General features: G+C 70.3%; 14 protein-coding genes. 6 read left to right on the top strand and 8 right to left on the bottom strand.

Translation table 11 applies throughout. The features are described 5' to 3' along the window. Positions 1–447 precede the first annotated feature (447 nt). Both FOH10_RS04070 and FOH10_RS04075 read right to left on the bottom strand, forming a co-directional pair. A complete protein-coding gene (locus FOH10_RS04070) occupies positions 448–723 on the bottom strand; it encodes a hypothetical protein (protein WP_143979677.1) in 276 nt (91 codons plus the stop codon). A 366-nt stretch (positions 724–1,089) separates the two neighbouring features. Next, on the bottom strand, positions 1,090–2,844 hold the full coding sequence (locus FOH10_RS04075) for an NTP transferase domain-containing protein (protein WP_143979678.1): 1,755 nt from the start codon (positions 2,842–2,844) through the stop codon (positions 1,090–1,092). Between the two features lie 341 nt (positions 2,845–3,185). Here FOH10_RS04075 and FOH10_RS04080 point away from each other — a divergent pair, with 341 nt between their 5' ends. After that, on the top strand, positions 3,186–4,007 hold the full coding sequence (locus FOH10_RS04080) for a helix-turn-helix transcriptional regulator (protein WP_235204524.1): 822 nt from the start codon (positions 3,186–3,188) through the stop codon (positions 4,005–4,007). A 43-nt stretch (positions 4,008–4,050) separates the two neighbouring features. Here the strand turns inward: FOH10_RS04080 and FOH10_RS04085 are convergent, their stop codons facing one another. Then, positions 4,051–4,932 carry an alpha/beta fold hydrolase gene (locus FOH10_RS04085; RefSeq protein ID WP_143979679.1) on the bottom strand — a complete coding sequence of 294 codons (882 nt, stop codon included), beginning with the start codon at positions 4,930–4,932 and terminating at the stop codon, positions 4,051–4,053. A 284-nt stretch (positions 4,933–5,216) separates the two neighbouring features. Here FOH10_RS04085 and FOH10_RS04090 point away from each other — a divergent pair, with 284 nt between their 5' ends. From FOH10_RS04090 to FOH10_RS04100, 3 genes are read left to right on the top strand one after another with little or no spacing between them, the layout of a single operon-like run. Further along, the gene (locus FOH10_RS04090) at positions 5,217–5,699 is read left to right on the top strand and encodes a hypothetical protein (protein WP_143979680.1); all 483 of its coding nucleotides are present in this window, start codon (positions 5,217–5,219) and stop codon (positions 5,697–5,699) included. Positions 5,700–5,737: 38 nt separating this feature from the next. Next, complete coding sequence (locus tag FOH10_RS04095; RefSeq protein WP_174385114.1) at positions 5,738–6,175, top strand: hypothetical protein; 438 nt, start codon at positions 5,738–5,740, stop codon at positions 6,173–6,175. Next, positions 6,157–6,513: a WhiB family transcriptional regulator gene (locus FOH10_RS04100; protein WP_411157470.1), complete on the top strand. Its 357-nt coding sequence runs from the start codon at positions 6,157–6,159 to the stop codon at positions 6,511–6,513. Before FOH10_RS04095 ends, FOH10_RS04100 begins: the two co-directional genes overlap by 19 nt. Positions 6,514–6,736: 223 nt before the next feature. On the opposite strand, the gene FOH10_RS04105 is transcribed toward FOH10_RS04100, so the two are convergent. The 4 genes from FOH10_RS04105 to FOH10_RS04120 all read right to left on the bottom strand — a co-directional run bounded on the left by FOH10_RS04105 (position 6,737) and on the right by FOH10_RS04120 (position 11,522). Continuing rightward, entirely contained in the window at positions 6,737–7,477 is a 741-nt protein-coding gene (locus FOH10_RS04105) for a VOC family protein (protein WP_143979681.1), read from the bottom strand. Positions 7,478–7,936: 459 nt separating this feature from the next. Continuing rightward, positions 7,937–8,512, bottom strand: a complete 576-nt coding sequence (locus FOH10_RS04110) for a potassium channel family protein (RefSeq protein WP_143979682.1) — start codon at positions 8,510–8,512, stop codon at positions 7,937–7,939. Between the two features lie 233 nt (positions 8,513–8,745). Further along, complete coding sequence (locus FOH10_RS04115) at positions 8,746–11,223, bottom strand: winged helix-turn-helix domain-containing protein (protein ID WP_143979683.1); 2,478 nt, start codon at positions 11,221–11,223, stop codon at positions 8,746–8,748. Continuing rightward, a complete protein-coding gene (locus tag FOH10_RS04120; RefSeq protein WP_143979684.1) occupies positions 11,220–11,522 on the bottom strand; it encodes a hypothetical protein in 303 nt (100 codons plus the stop codon). The genes FOH10_RS04115 and FOH10_RS04120 overlap by 4 nt, the downstream gene beginning before the upstream one ends. A 190-nt stretch (positions 11,523–11,712) precedes the next feature. Between FOH10_RS04120 and FOH10_RS04125 the strand changes: the two genes are divergently transcribed. Next, positions 11,713–13,611, top strand: coding sequence for an ATP-binding protein (locus FOH10_RS04125; RefSeq protein ID WP_186000708.1), 1,899 nt, complete (start codon positions 11,713–11,715; stop codon positions 13,609–13,611). Between the two features lie 139 nt (positions 13,612–13,750). Continuing rightward, positions 13,751–14,569 carry an MmyB family transcriptional regulator gene (locus tag FOH10_RS04130; protein ID WP_143979686.1) on the top strand — a complete coding sequence of 273 codons (819 nt, stop codon included), beginning with the start codon at positions 13,751–13,753 and terminating at the stop codon, positions 14,567–14,569. Here the strand turns inward: FOH10_RS04130 and FOH10_RS04135 are convergent. Continuing rightward, a complete protein-coding gene (locus FOH10_RS04135) occupies positions 14,551–14,868 on the bottom strand; it encodes an MGMT family protein (protein ID WP_029931666.1) in 318 nt (105 codons plus the stop codon). The genes FOH10_RS04130 and FOH10_RS04135 overlap by 19 nt on opposite strands. Between the last annotated feature and the right edge of the window lie 50 nt (positions 14,869–14,918).

Genomic DNA, 14,918 nt, shown 5'->3' on the forward strand with positions numbered 1-14,918 from the left:
TTCTCTCACAGTGCGCGAACCGCCGTTGTGAGTTGTGAGATCGCCGCAACGTGGCGGTCACTGTGCGATAGCGACCCGCCTCCGGTCGGCCCCGTTCGACCTGCGCGAATCCGTAATGACCGGCCGAAACGCCTCGCCTCGAGGGGGTTTCGGGACGGTGCCGGTGATGCTTTGGAAACGTTCGGTTCTCGGCCGCTTAATATTTGTTAACACACTGATGGTGACCGGTGACACGCGATTATCCGCCATTCCGGCTAACTCCGTGCGCCTTTCCGACCAGCCCGTTCCCGCCCCGGCCGATCGGTTTGCTGCGGGATCGCGGGCATAATCCGGCCACTTCTCGACGACTGCTCGATCTCGTGGATTTCCCGCCGCGATTCCACGGGACGATCCGGCTCACCCGAGGTGGCGGGTGTATATCCCCATTCCCCGGATGCCGACGGGTTGTCAGTCGTCGGCGCTGGGACGCCAATCCGGGTGTGCCGCGGCGAGGTGGCGCGCCAGGGCCGACTTGACGCGGGCCTGCCAGACCTCCGGGGGGCTGTCGGTGCGGTCCTCGTGGAGATGGGGACAGCCGGGGACCGGGCAGGCGAAGGTGTAGGCGCGCTGCATCAGTCTGTCTTCGGTGTCGTAGACCCGGCCCGCGAGGAAGGGGAGGTCGGTCGGCGCGGTACTCGCGCCGTCACCATCGACTGTGCCGTAGTGCTCGTCTCCCACGAGCACTACCCGACCATATTCGCCCGGCGTCCAACCACTCGCAAACCGGTTGGTTTGCAATAGGTTTCTCGGCCTACGACGCCGCAAAGGCACGGGCCGCACCCCCTACCGGCGGGTGCGACGCCAGGCGGCCCACCCCCACCGGAGTGGTCGAACTCACTGCGCCCGAGGCGATCCTGTCGCGCTGGACGGTGCGCGTCACCCGCTCATCCGATCGCCTGCTCACCCGATCGCCCGGCCGCCCGGCCGCCCGATCGCCTGCTCACCCGATCGCCCGGCCGCCTGGCCACCCGATTGCCTGGCCACCCGATTGCCCGGTCACCCGATTGCCCGGTCGCCCGGTCATTCCGGGGTCGGCGACCGCGGTGCGGTTCAGCCGGGCAGCGGGATGAACTCCACGGGGTCGCCGTCGCGGGCCTCGGCGGGCACCACCACGAGACCGTCGCGGTACAGGAGTCCGGCCAGGTGCGCGGTGCGGATGCTCGCATCGCCCACCCAGCCTCCGGTGGGCACCGCCCGGGCGGGGACGATGCGCGCCACCGGGCCGGAGATCTCACCGGCGTTGGCGAGCGGCCCCAGGAGTACGCGCTCGTGCGTGGCGCCGGTGAGGCCGGACACCAGGGCCGGTGACAGCGCCAGCAGTGTCGCGACGGCGGCGAACGGATTGCCGGGTAGACCGAGAACCACTGCGCCGGAACGTAGTTGCGCTACCACCGTGGATCCGCCCGGCCGCAGCCGCAGCCTGCGCACCAGCACGCCGGCCCGCGCCCGGCCCAATGCCGCGCGCAGCTGATCGGCCGCGCCGCCGCCGGTCGCGCCCACGATCACCAGCAGATCGCAGTCGGACGCGGCGGCCAGCACCTCGTCGAAGGCGTTGGCGGCATCGCGCAGATGCACCCGGTCCTGGGTCTGCACGCCGTGCCAGGCCAGCAGATCGGGCAGGATCGGGCCGATCGAATCGCGGGTCTGTCCCGCGTGCAGCGGCCCTTCGCTGCGAATCTCGTCCCCGGTCATGACGATTCGCGCCCGCACCGGGCCGCGCACCAGCGCCGTGCGCACCTCGGCGCTGGCCGCCGCCGAGACCAGCGCGGCGTGCACCGGTGTCCCGGCGGGCGCGATCTCGGTCCCCGGCAACCAGTCCTCGCCGCGGCGGCGCACATCGTCGCGCACCGGAGCGTCCGGCAGCCGATGCAGCACGCCGCTCTCGTCCACCCGGACGAACTCGTCGCGCACCACGGTGGTGGTGCCGTCGGGAACATGCGCGCCGGTGGCGATCCGGACGGCCTCACCGGTCAGCAGCCCGACCGGCCGCTGCCCGCCCGCGAAGCCGATATCGCGGCGCACCTGCCACGGCCCGTCCCCCGAGACGGCGTAACCGTCCATGGCCGAGACGTCGAAGCGCGGTAGGGCGTCGGCGGCCAGCAGTGGTTCGGCGAGCGCGGCGCCGCGTGCCGCCCGGATCGCGGCGCTGCGGGGAGTGAGCTGGGATACAGTGTGGCGCAACACACTACGCGCCTCATCCAGGGTCATCGGAGTGTTTGCCGTGGTTTGCTCGACCGCCTCGCGCGCATGGCGCACTTGGTCGGGGGTATCGCAATCGGCCACCCCCGCCAGCGGCACCATGACGGTGTCCACCGGCACCAGCGCCTTCATCGGCTGGTTCACCAACGACTCCAGTCGGCTCACCGCCGCGGTCAGCGCCGCGCGCCGCCACACGCCGACCAGATACTGCGGCCGCCCCGACTCGTCGGCCGCGAACACCGCGTCACTGCCGGATTCGAGTGCGTGCCTGAGGAGTTCGTCGATCGCGGGCGCGGTGAGGAAGGGCATGTCGGCCGCCAGTACCACGATCAGCCCGGCGGGAAAGTCGCAGCCCGCCAATACTCCCAGGCCAGCGGCGATGGCGGCGACCGGTCCGGCTCCGGCCGGAATCTCTTGCGCCTGCAGGATTTCCGGCGGCAGCTCCGGTCGCTGCGGCCCCACCACCACCGTGCGCGCACAGTCGGCGACCGCGCCGAGGGCGGCGTCGAGCATGGACTGCCCGCCGACCACGATGGCGGGTTTGTCCACCCCGCCCATCCGGGTGGCGCGCCCGCCGGCGAGCACGATCGCGTCGACGGTCGTCACGGGGCGCGGTCCGGAACGAGGCTGGTCATGGCTGCCGATGGTAGCGGGCGGGCGGTGGCGGACCCGAACCCGACGCGGATCGACGGTCCCGGATTTTCGATTGCCCTATGTTCGCGGGCTACTGTTCGACGTGGGCTTGCCAGCGGCGACACAGTAAAGAAACGGCCATGTTTTGGTCTTATGTACAACAAAATGTGGCACTATCCCGAAGCGGAACTGACGACGGGTGAGGCAATCACCGCAGTTCTTCGACGTTGTGGTTCGGGTGTCCGGCTGTATGCGCCGCCGGGTCCGCGCAGGCATCGAACGTGATTGCTGAGAGTTTGTGGAAGGGGATAGTCGTGGTTACGAGCGCGAAACCCAGGCGTGATTCGGAGAATGTGCGCCCGCCGTCGTTCGGCCTGCTGCTGCGTCGCCTGCGCGACGACCGAGGAGTATCCCGGGAACGCCTCGCCTTCAACGCCGGAGTCAGCGCCAGCTATATCAGCCATCTGGAAAAGGGCGACCGCGACCATCCCACCCGCGAGGTGGTCGACGCGCTGGTGCGCTATCTCGACCGCATCGACGCCCTCTCCCAGGTGGAGCGCCGACATCTGCTCGACCTGGCCGGACTGGGTGCCGGGGAATTTCCCTCCGTCGATCGACTGCGCGACGAGGTCGGCCCGGATATGCGCCGCGCGCTGGAATTGCACGAACCGCACCTGGCGGCCTATATCGACACCCGTTGGAATGTGCTGGCCTGCAATGACAGCTACAACCGCGCATTCCCGGGATTGGCCGAGGACGTGAACATGCTGCGCTGGTTCTTCGCCAATCCGAGATCCCGGCAGGTCATGGTGGAATGGGAAGCCGAGGTGCGCACCACGGTGCGCTGGCTGCGCGGGCTCATCGGCAGCACCGGCGACACCGCCTGGTCCACCGAATTCCTCGCCGAACTCGGCCGCTACGACCTGTTCCGCGAGCTGTGGGACGAAGGGGTGGCGGCCTACGGGCGAGACCGGCCCATCATGCATGTGCGCGACGCCGAGACCGGGCGCTGCCGCTCCATCGCCGTGCAGCTGTTCAAGGTCTACAGCGCCAGCAATCCGGACCAGATTCAGATCTTCCTCGGACTGCCCACCTGGTGTTCGGAGCGGACGCATCCCGTCGACGTGCGTTCCTGAGTCCGCCCGCGCCGCCGCGTCCGCGTTCCGGTGCGGCCGCGCGTCACATGGCGATCGCGGCGGGCGGCACGGCGACTCGCGCACCGCGGCCCGGCGCGGTGCGCGGCGTCCGCACGGAATCGATATCACCCTCCGCCCGGCGTACCAGCTGAATCAGCAGGGGTGCGATCGATTCCGGATGTGTCCACACCGCACCGTGCCCGGCGCCGGGAATCGTGACCACGCCGTCGGCTCCCGGCAACCCCGCCGCCAGTGCCTCCGATTTCTGCGCGGTGCTGACGCCGTCGTGGCTGCCGCGCAATACCAGTGCGGGTGCGGTGATCTCGGGCAGTCGATGCAGGAGTGAGCGGCGATCCATCAGGCATCGCGCCGCCGCGCCCACGATCGTGCGATCGGATTCGCTCCAGCGCACCGTCCATTCCCGCCAGGCGCGCGGATCCTGGCCGCCGATGAGCTGCGGGGCCAATTCCGCGATGAGCGGTGCGAGCGGTTCACTTCCGCACCAGCGTTCGAAGAATACGCGGTACCAGGCCAATTCCGCCGGTGTGCACTCACCCGCCTCGGTGTCCATCAGCGCCAGGCCCCGAATCCGATGCGGTGCGGCGAGGGCCAGGCGCAATGCGGAGAATCCGCCCTGACCCATACCGCCGATCACGGCCCCGTCGATATCGAGTTCATCCAGGACCGCCAGGATATCGGCGGCCAGATCCCAGTAGCTGAAGATTTCACCGTCGGGCGTCCGAGTGCGGCCGTGGCCGCGCGCGTCGATCGTGACGAGGTTTATCCCGGCCGCCGCCAGGGGTTTGCACAGCGGTTCGAACGCGGACCCGTCCAAGAAGAATCCGTGCGCGCCCACCAGGGTGGGTCCCGATACCTCTGACGTGCGGAAGTGGACGGTTGCCGAACCCGAGTGCACATATGGCATGAGGAGACCGTAAGGTCTGAACGCGGTGCGCGACAGTGTTTGCCGAAAGAGTGCGGTTCTCCTTCGAGTGGCTACTCGCATCGGTACCACCACTGGTCAGTGTGGGTACTGCTAGGGGTTTGCTCAAACCTTGGCTGCGGGTGGACAAGTCGGTCTTGTCGCTTTTAGATCAATCACATGCATTGAAGCCGCAACCAGAAGCGGTTCACCAGAATGCATTTCGATGATCCGGGCGGTCACGTCATCTTTGTGCGGGGCGGCCGTGTTTCGAAAGCGAGTCACCGATGTCGAGAATGATCAGGCTGGTGCCGCATATCGCGGTCGCCGCCGCGGGGGATCCGAGATCCGGAACGTTCGCGGTATGTGATGGCGAAGGTACCGCCCTGTGGTATGGACCCTATTCCGACTACGAGCACGCCCATCCGCGCGGCCCCCGGGTGGCCGCCGGTATGGCCGCCGCGTCCCGCGCGGTATGGCTGGCGGGGCGGGCGTGCGCCGAAACCGGTCTGCGCCAGGCCGATGTGCGGCTGACCGTTTCCGATCGCGAGGTGGACGCGGCGGTGCTGTTCGGCATGGCGACCATGGCGGGAATGACACTGCGGTTGTTCTCGACCTCCGACAATCCGGCCCGGGACTGGTGCCGGGTACCCGGTCGCCGGGATTGGCAACCGGGAACATTGGCGGCGCTCGTGGAATACCGAGCCACCGCGGCGGGGACCGCATCCGGAATTCCGGTGCGCCAGGCCGAAACCCCTTGTCTACCTTGATTTTCTATTCCTACGTGCATTATCGCGAAAGGAACGTCATGTTCGAGTTCACCACCGCCGAGCGGCGCACCGATTTCCGAGTCGATCGCGGCGCGGGCCTACGGGAGGCCCTGGAGGGCCTGCTGCTGCACAACGGCATCGGGCTGGATGCCCGTATGCGCCATGCCATTTCCGCCGTCGTCCACCTCGCCGTGGACGCCCCGAACGGCCCGCCGGAAGATGCCGAGGAATTCCTCGGCCGTCTCGACGCCGCCTGGCTGCTCGCCGCCTGGACCGACCACGACACCGAGATGTCGCTGCTGGGCACGCTCGCGGGTGGGGAGGTGCCTGCGCTGTCCTGGTGCGAGCTCATGTTCACCACCGCGCTCGCGCCCTGGTCGTCCACTCCGGCCGCCGTGCACGCCCGCCGCATCTTCGCCGCCGGTGAGCAGTCCCGCCCGCTCAGCGCGGTCGCCGATTGCGCCATGGGCCGCTAGCAGTCCCGTCGAAACCCACCGCTGTCGCTACGCATGCTTGGAGGCACACCATGAAGTTGATGTTCACCAAGTTCGACGCCGCGTTCGAGGCTCTCGCGGACAAGGCCGAATTCGACGATACGGGCTGGCGGGAGCGCGGCCTGTGCACCCAGACCGATCCGGAGGCGTTCTACCCCGAGAAGGGCGGCTCCACCAGGGAGGCCAAGCGGGTCTGCGCGGGCTGCGAGGTGCGCGTGCAGTGCCTGGAGTACGCCATGGCCCGGGACGAGCGCTTCGGCATCTGGGGAGGGCTCTCGGAGCGGGAGCGACGGCGGCTCAAGAAGGGCGAGGCGGCCTGAAGTCGTGCCGGGCGAGGCGGCCTGCGGTCGTGCGGAGTCCGATACCTGAGATCGGCCGTGGCGTTCGGTGCCGGCGATCTGGCCGCTGCGGTTCGATCCTCGGTCCGGCGGCAGTGGTTCGCGGTGCCGGAATCCCGCGGCAGTAGTTCGGCGGCAGTGGTTCGGTGCTCGTTCCGGTGGCTGAGGTTCGGTGCCGGGATCCGCGCCGGTGATCGGCCGCTGGTCAATCGGCGGGCGCGCGTAGTAGGCAGAACTCGTTGGTCTCCGGATCGGCGAGGACCGCCACCGGCGCATCGGTCTCGTCACCGCCGGAGCTGATCGGCGTCGCACCCGCGGCGCGCAGCCGAGCCGTCTCCGCGGCCGGATCGTCGCTGGGGAAGGCGACCAGATCCAGGTGCAGGCGGCCGCGGTCGGGGCAGACGGCCGGGGTGCGGAGGAACTCGAGCCAGGGGCCCTGCCCGGTCGCCGAGCGGATTCCGGCGTAGCGAGCGGTGTCGTGGGTGAGCGGCCATCCGGCGGCTGCCGACCAGAACTCGGCCAGTCGCAACGGATTTCGGGTATCGACCACGATGGCGGCCACCGCGCCGGTGTCGACGTACTGTTCACGTGGTTCGAGCACGCAGAACTCGTTGCCCTCGGGGTCGGCCAGCACCGTCCACGGCACCGCACCCTGCCCGATGTCCAGCCGCCGCGCGCCCAGCGACAGCGCCCGATCCACCTGCACCCGTTGGTGATCCAGCGACCGGCTGGCCAGGTCCAGATGGATGCGGTTCTTGGCCGCCTTGGGGTGCGGGGCCGCCAGGAAGGTCAGCGCCACCTCCACCCCGTCCGGATCGGGCGCGGCCACGTCCACCTCGGCGGGCCGGTCCAGCGTGATCTCCCAACCGAGCAACTCCGCCCAGAAGCGAGCCGCCGACCGGGGCTCGGTCGCATCGAACACCACGCAGGCCAGACGGGTGGACATGAATCCACGGTAACCGCCGCACCGGGTAGCGCGTACCGGGTTTCGCCGGATGTCGCCGCCGGACGGCCGGATATCGCCTCCTACCGCCCGGCCCGGCCGATCCGACGACCGACCCACCAGGCTCCCGGTCGCTCGGCTCACCTGGGTTCGGTACGTCGCTGGTCAGGCTCCGGACGAACCGCTCGCCAGGCGCCAGTGCGGGTGGCTCACCTGGGTTCGGTACGTCGCTGGCCGGGCTCCGGACGAACCGCTCGCCAGGCGCCAGTGCGGGTGGCTCACCTGGGTTCGACAACCGCTCGCCCGGCTCTGGCCGTTGGGCTTACGCGGGTCCGGTCGTCGACTCGCCCGGCGCTGACCGTCGAGCTCGCTCGGGTCTGGGGATCCGCCCGCTGGGCGCGCCTCGGTCTCGGCCACTCGGCACCCCTTGTCGAGGTTGTCGCGGGGTGGATTCGCCGCCGGTCACGGACCCGTCGCGGGCGGGTCGACCCCCGGTTCCCGCCGATCCAACTGCCGCTGCCGCAGCCCCACCGCATGTGTGAACAGCCGCAGCGCCGCCCCGATCAGGACGAGGTTGACGACCATCTGAACGAGCACGGCCGCCCGGGCGGGCTGGGAGTCGGCCACGATATCGCCGAAGCCCACCGTCGTGAAGACGGTCACGCAGAAGTAGAGCGCGTCCAGCCGGGTCAGCGTTTCGCTGAAGTTGGCCGGATCGACCTCGGAGAGCATCAGGTAGACCGTGGCGAAACCGACGATATGCAGCCCGAATACGGCGGCCAGCCCCTCCAGCCCGCGAGCGAGCGGGTTCTCGGCGCGCAGCACCCGCCGCAACTCCCAACCCAGCGTCACGCACACCAGCAGCCCGCCCAGGACCAGCACGACCAGTGCGCGGCCCGCGAGCACGCCGGTGAACGGCAGCACGAAGTAGGCCAGCAGCAGCACCGCCGCGGTGAGCAGCGGCGGCAGCAGCGCGCGCCGCACCACACCGGGCCGCGCGCCGGCCGGAACGGTGTGCGGTACTTCCTCGTTCGGCACCTGACGGCTCCTCCGCTCGGAACGGATCCGACGCTACGCCCAACCCCGCGGCCGGTGCTTCACCTCCGATGGGTGACACACCGGCGACCGCGGGGGTGCCACGTCGACGCGGGCCGGGTAGCGGAGTCGCTACGCTACATCGCCGGTCACGGGTTCATCGGCGGCACTCGGACCGCCGCGCTGGTAGCCACCGACTGCGGCGCACCGGTGAGTGCAGCCCGCACGGACCGCGTTCACAGCAGGCCGATGCGGCGGCCCCGGCCGATGGCGTCCATCCGGGAGTTCACGCCGAGTTTGGCGTAGAGGCGGTGCAGGTGCGTCTTCACGGTATTGATCGATACCCCCAGGTCGGCCGCGATCTGCTGGGCGGTGCGCCCGGACGGCAGCTGGGTGAGGACGGTGATCTCGGCGGCGGTCAGCGGCGGTGCGGCCGCCGTGCGGCCGATCCCCGGATGCCGACGGATGCGGTCCACGAAATCGTCCCCGCGCCCGAAGGTTCCGGCCCGGTCATCCAGCATCTCGATCACTCCGGGGACATCCAGGAAGGGCCGCACCACCTGCTCCGGCGCGGCGAGTTCGACAGCGCGCCGCAGCCGGTCCCCGGCCGGATGCGGCGCGTCGGACAGCGCCGCGGTGGCCGCGTCGAGCAACCACAGGGTGGTCCGCTCGGTGGTCGCGAGTTCCGCGGCGCGTTCGTGCGCTGCCGCGAGCATCGGCCGCACGGCGGTGGCTCCGCCCGCGACCAATGCCAGCGCCGCCTGCGCGAGCGGCACCTCCGGGATGCCGACGCCGGTGGTGCGGGCGTGCGCCACCAGCAGTCGCGCGGTCCGCGGCGCCCGCACCGTCGACAGCGCCCAGACCACCGGCAGCAGCAGTCGCGATCCCGACACCGGTAGGGGGCCACCACGGTCGAGCAGCGCGAGCATGGCGGAGCGGAGATCCTCGGCGGCGGTGCGTTGCTCCGGGCATCGGTGGAAGTCCAGCAGCCGCCCGATGACGTGGGTCGACCATCCGGCCGCGGGGCGCGGGGTGCCGTCGGCGTCCTCCCGGGTGGTCAGCAGCGCCTCGGTCTGGTCCGCCGGCCAGGATTCACCCTGTAGATACGCTCCGAAGGCGGCCATGCCCGCGGCGTGCAGGGCGTCGACGGTCCGATCCAGATCGTGTTCGGCGGCGACCGCGATGGCCTTCGCGGCGCGATCGCGCATGGCGGTCAGCGCGTCGGCGCGGCCCGCCGCGACGGCCAGCCCGGTCACCGCCCGCAGGGCCAACCCGGGCCGGTTGGCCCGGGTCGCCAGGGTGAGCCCGTGCCGCAGCCGAGCTTCCCCGTCCGCGCGATCCCCGTGCAGTGCGCGCGCCGACGCCAGGTGGACGGTGAGATAGCAGTCGAGATCGAGGTGGCCGGTGGTCGGTGCCGCGACCGGCCTGCCCACCGGACGGTCGGTGCGCAGCGCGGTATCGATATCGGCGGCGCGTGCCAGCGGGGTCAGCCACGCGGCGGGCGCCACCGACGTCGCCCCGCGATGGCCGGGTGACGGCAGCGATTCCGTCAGCGTGGCGTCACCGCGACCCAGTGCGTCCACCGCGCGCAGCAGCGCCAGGTAGGGATCGCCGGACAGCTCCGGCCGCCCGCGGTTCAGGTGCGCGAACAGGGCCGGACCGTCGCCGTCGAGCACCATCGTCATTCCGTGCCGGCGCAGGTGGTCGGCCAGTCGGTCGCTCGCACCGGCGTCGAGCAGGTGGGGCAGCGCCAGCAGCGGCAGACCGGCGGCGTCGAACCATCGTGCGGCCCGCGACTCCAGTCCGGCGGCGAACTCCGCCCCGAGCCGCGGCAGGTCGGCGCGGAGCTGGGCGTGCAGCAGCGGATGGTGCTCGAACCAGACTCCGTCGTCGCGGGCGATCCGGGCGATCGGAATATTGCGACGTTCCAACTCCCGCAGCAGCAGTGGTGCCGACGGTCCGGCCAGCGTCGCGGCCAGCTCGGTGGTGAAGGCCGTGGGCGCACCGGTGCACAGCAGGAATCGGCGCAGGTCGGCGGGCAGCGGCTCGATCACCTCCCGGGTGAGGAAGTCCGACAGTGCTCGTGGCAGATGGGTGCGCAGGGCCGCGACCGATCGCCCGCCGGGGTGAGCGAGCGCGAGCCGTGCGGCGAGGATGCGCGTGGGCGCCGCCCAGCCACCGGTCAACTCCCGCAGCGCCGCCAGCTCATCGTCATCCGGGTGGTAGCCGTGCTGGGCGCACAGTGCCCGCGTCTGCGCGGCGGTCAACGCCAGTTCGGCGGCGCCGATCCGGGTGACCCGGCCGCACAGTTCCAAGGCGTGCCAGCGCAGCGCCGGATCGGTGCGTGCGCACAGCACGACCGTCACCGTGCTCGGCAGACAGCGCAGGCGCGGTTCCAGTGCGGCCGGATCGGTGATCCGCTGGGCATTGTCCACGACCAGCAGGGTCGGCCCGGTGCGGCCGCGCAGCGCGACACCCGGATCGGTATCGGAGTCGGCGAGGTCGACCCAGGTGACGGTCGTTCCGGGCGCTGGCCGCCGCCGTAACCAGTCCGCGACGGTGACCGATTTCCCGGTTCCGGCCGCCGCGCTGAGCAGCACCACCCGGCCCCCGGCGGCCGTGGCGGCATCGAGCCGGTCGTACAGGTCCGGTCGATCGATGGCGGGATAGGACAGGTCGGCGGTGATCCGGCCGTCGGTGCTCCGGTCGGTCATCGGCGCGGCAGCCACACGACCACCGGGGTGAACGGCGCGAAACTGCGCAGGGTGCGGGCGATGTCCGCTTCGGTCGCGAGGACCTCGAGGGCCGCGCCGGACCGCAGCCACAGCCGCCACCCGCGCGCATGCTTCTCCCAGAGCGCACCGAAGCGGTCTCGGTACAGACCGTCGGGAGCGCCGGCTTCGTCGAGGGAGAGGGTGCGGGCGATCACGATTCGGTCGATGCGCCGGGCAATGGTTTCGGTGAGGTCGGACAGATAACCGAGCAGTGTGGCGGCGAAGCCGTTCTCACGCATGACAGACAGTTTCCGGGTCCCGGCTTCTCGGTGACTTTCTGTGTGGTTCTTCCTGAAAGATTCGGGTGGCCAACGGATTACTTCCACGGATGTGATTTCGAACATTGCCCGCGACACGCCAATGGGACAGTACGACTTGGCACTTCGGCAAATCGTTAATATTCAGCAAACGGCCGAGGTGCGGCCTCGGATGCGTGAGAATACTTGGCGGGCCGGGAAAGTGATGAACGATCGGCGGATACGAGTGCTGGGGCCGCTGCGTGTCGTGATCGATGGCACGCCCGTCGACATCCGCGGTCGCCTCCCGCGCACGCTGCTCGGGCGGCTGGTGGTGGCGCACGGCCGGGTGTTGTCGGTGGACCGGCTCGTGGACGATATCTGGGAGGGGACGCCGCCGTCGAGCGCCGCCTCCGTGCTCCAGGTCCAGATCCACAAGCTGCGAACGGTTTTCGAACCGCGACGCCATCGGCGGGCACCGGCCACCGTCCTGGTGTCCGAGGGCGGCGGTTACGCGCTGCGACTCGCGGTCGAACAGGTCGACGCCTGGCATTTCGAGGCGCTGCTGCGCGTCTACCAGGATCGGCTCCGGGAATCGGGGACCGGTATCGACCCGGCCGACCGGTGCCGACTGCTCGATGCCGCACTGGCCTGCTGGGACGGTGCCGCGCTGGAATCCTTCCAGGACGCGGGGTGGGCGGTCGGCGAGGCCGACCGCCTCACCGACCTGCGTCTGCTGGCCGCGGAACTGCGCGCACAGGCCGCACTCGCGTTGGACCGCCCGACCGAGGTGGTGACCGGGCTGCGGCCGCTGCTGGACCAGCGGCCCGGGCGGGAGGAGGGCGCTCGCCTGCTCGCCATCGCCCAGTATCGGCTCGGTCAGCAGGCCGAGGCGCTGGCCACGCTGCGCCGTGCCGGTGAGTACCTGGTGCGGGAGATCGGGGTGTATCCGGGACGACGGCTGCGGGACCTGGAGTCGGCCATCCTCAACCAGACGGATCCGCTCCAAGTCGGCCCGACCGTGCATGCGATCGCGGAAACACCTGCCGCAGGGCGGGATTCGGCGCTCGACCCCGGCCCGTCCGGTGGTGCGCACACCGGGTATCCGCGACAGTTCGCCGCCGTGCTCGCGGCCGCCGCCGAAGCCTGGGCGCGCGGCGCCCGCCCGATATGGCTGGCCGGTGCGGCGGGTATGGGCAAAACCTATCTGGCGGAGTCGGTCGCGGCCGAGCTGCGACGGCGATCGTGGACCGTAGCCACCGGGCGCTGCGTGGACGGCGGGCCGCCCGCGCGGGCCTGGGCGGATATCGCGGCGAGCCTGGACGGTCCCGCTGGATTCGCCGAATCGCTCTCGGCCGCACGCTATTTCGATGTCGCCCGGACCATCGCACAGCGCTGCCGGACGGTCGCGGCCGCCCGGCCGGTCGCCCTGGTGCTCGAGGATCTGCAGTACGCCGATCCGGTGACCCTGCACATCCTGCGCCTGCTCACCGCCTGGCTGCGCCGCGCGCCCGTGCTGCTGATCCTCACGCTGCGCCCGGCCGAGGCCGGGCCGGAACTGCGCGCCACCGTGACCGCGCTGGCCGACCGCACCGTGTCCTGGGAGGAACTGAACGGGGTCGGTCCGGATACCGTGGCGCGCATGGTGCGGACGGCCGGCGGGACGGCCGTGGACCGCGACACCATCGCCGCCCTACGCGAACGCACCGGCGGCAATCCGCTGTTCGTGCGCGAACTCGCCGGAATCGCGGCGCAGCACGGCGATATTCGCGAACTGCCGCCGCGCGTCCGCGATATCGTGCGCGCCCGGATCGAGCGGCTGCCCGCCGAGGTGATCCGGACACTGCGCTACACCGCCCGACTCGGCGACGACGCCGACGTGGCCGGGCTGCTGGCGCTGCTGGGCTGCTCGGAAACCGCGCTGCTGGACCGCATCACCACCGCGCAGGCCGCCGGGATCATCCGCTTCGATCCGGTCGGGCGAATCGGGTTCGAGCACTCGCTGATTCGGGAGGTCCTCGAGTACGGATTTCCCGAGGAGTGGCCGACCGGCGAGCGGGCAAGCCCTCGGCAACGCGAATCCGGACGTTAGCTCGACGTGTTCCGCGGTGTACTGCCACGAAAACTTCCCGTCCGGCGGCCGTAATACCGTGAAAACTATTAGTGGACAACTAAATACGGGTGACTTATATCTAGGTACGACTGGCGATGGGTCGGGACGGAGGAGAACCATGGCAGCGAATTCGGGGTGCGTCGACAAAGCAGGGGAGGTGCAGCCGCCGACACTCGGAAATTTACTGCGGCGGTTGCGGGACAGTCGTCGGGTCTCCCGGGAAAGGCTGGCATTCAACGCCGGGGTGAGCGCGAGTTACATCACACATCTGGAGAACGGCAATCGAGAGCGCCCGACCCAGGAAGTGCTCCAGGCATTGGTCCGCTGTCTGCACCAGATCGGTCCGCTGTCCGCCGTCGAGTATCGGTATCTGCTCGATCTCGCCGGATTCGATGTGCGTGAACGCGTCGCCCCCGACGAACTGCGCGGCGAGCTCGGCGGTGGGCTCGGTGACGATCCGCGCCGAGCGCTCATGCTGCACGAACCGAACCTCGCCGCCTACCTCGATATCGGATGGAACGTGCTCGCCTGCAACGACAGTTTCGCGCGGGCCTTTCCCGGAATCACCGACGACGGCAATATGCTGCGCTGGCTGCTCGGCGACAAGTCCTCGCGCCGGGTGCTGGTGGAATGGGAGCAGGAGACCCGCCTGCTGGTGCGCTGGCTGCGCGGCCTCATCGCGGGGGCCGGGACCGGTGTCGCCGCGAGCGAACTGCTCGCCGATCTGGGCCGCTACGAATTCTTCCGGCGCATCTGGGACGAGGGCATCCCCGCCTACGGTCGGGACCGGCCGCTGCTGCATCTCCGCGATCCCGAGACCGCGGTCCGCCGCACCGTGGCGGTGCAGATGTTTCGGGCCGACTTCCCGAACCGTTCCGACAGTGTGCAGGTGTTTCTCGGTATCGCGACCGACCGCGATCAGTCGCCCGGGGACTGATCGGCGGCGAGGTCGAAGCGGGCGCGGCGCAGGTCCACGCGATCGTCGAGGAGCGGGCAACCCTCCGCGGCCAGCCGTTGGAGTTGGCGGCCCGCCAGGTGCGGGGCGGGGCGGCCGTCGGCGCGCAGCACCCGGTGCCAGGGCAGGTCGGCGGAATCGGTGCGCATGATCCAGCCGACGGTGCGCGGGGTGGACAGGCCCGCCGCCGCGGCGATATCGCCGTAGGTGGCGACGCGGCCGGGCGGAATCAGGGCCACCAGTGCGCGGACTCGTTCGATCTCGGCATCGGTCGTCGCCATCGCATGCGCTCCCGGTCGTGTCGGAATTCGTCGGTGGCCGTCGAGGCCGG

The organism is Nocardia otitidiscaviarum, from assembly GCF_007362295.1.
In the GTDB taxonomy this organism is placed as follows: Bacteria; Actinomycetota; Actinomycetes; order Mycobacteriales; family Mycobacteriaceae; genus Nocardia; species Nocardia otitidiscaviarum.

Bases quoted from the DNA above. Each gene is read 5' to 3' on its own strand.
- FOH10_RS04085 (WP_143979679.1), bottom strand. From the start codon at position 4,932: ATGCCATATGTGCACTCGGGTTCGGCAACCGTCCACTTCCGCACGTCA.
- FOH10_RS04090 (WP_143979680.1), top strand. From the start codon at position 5,217: ATGTCGAGAATGATCAGGCTGGTGCCGCATATCGCGGTCGCCGCCGCG.
- FOH10_RS04095 (WP_174385114.1), top strand. From the start codon at position 5,738: ATGTTCGAGTTCACCACCGCCGAGCGGCGCACCGATTTCCGAGTCGAT.
- FOH10_RS04105 (WP_143979681.1), bottom strand. From the start codon at position 7,477: ATGTCCACCCGTCTGGCCTGCGTGGTGTTCGATGCGACCGAGCCCCGG.
- FOH10_RS04115 (WP_143979683.1), bottom strand. From the start codon at position 11,223: ATGACCGACCGGAGCACCGACGGCCGGATCACCGCCGACCTGTCCTAT.
- FOH10_RS04120 (WP_143979684.1), bottom strand. From the start codon at position 11,522: ATGCGTGAGAACGGCTTCGCCGCCACACTGCTCGGTTATCTGTCCGAC.
- FOH10_RS04125 (WP_186000708.1), top strand. From the start codon at position 11,713: ATGCGTGAGAATACTTGGCGGGCCGGGAAAGTGATGAACGATCGGCGG.
- FOH10_RS04130 (WP_143979686.1), top strand. From the start codon at position 13,751: ATGGCAGCGAATTCGGGGTGCGTCGACAAAGCAGGGGAGGTGCAGCCG.
- FOH10_RS04135 (WP_029931666.1), bottom strand. From the start codon at position 14,868: ATGGCGACGACCGATGCCGAGATCGAACGAGTCCGCGCACTGGTGGCC.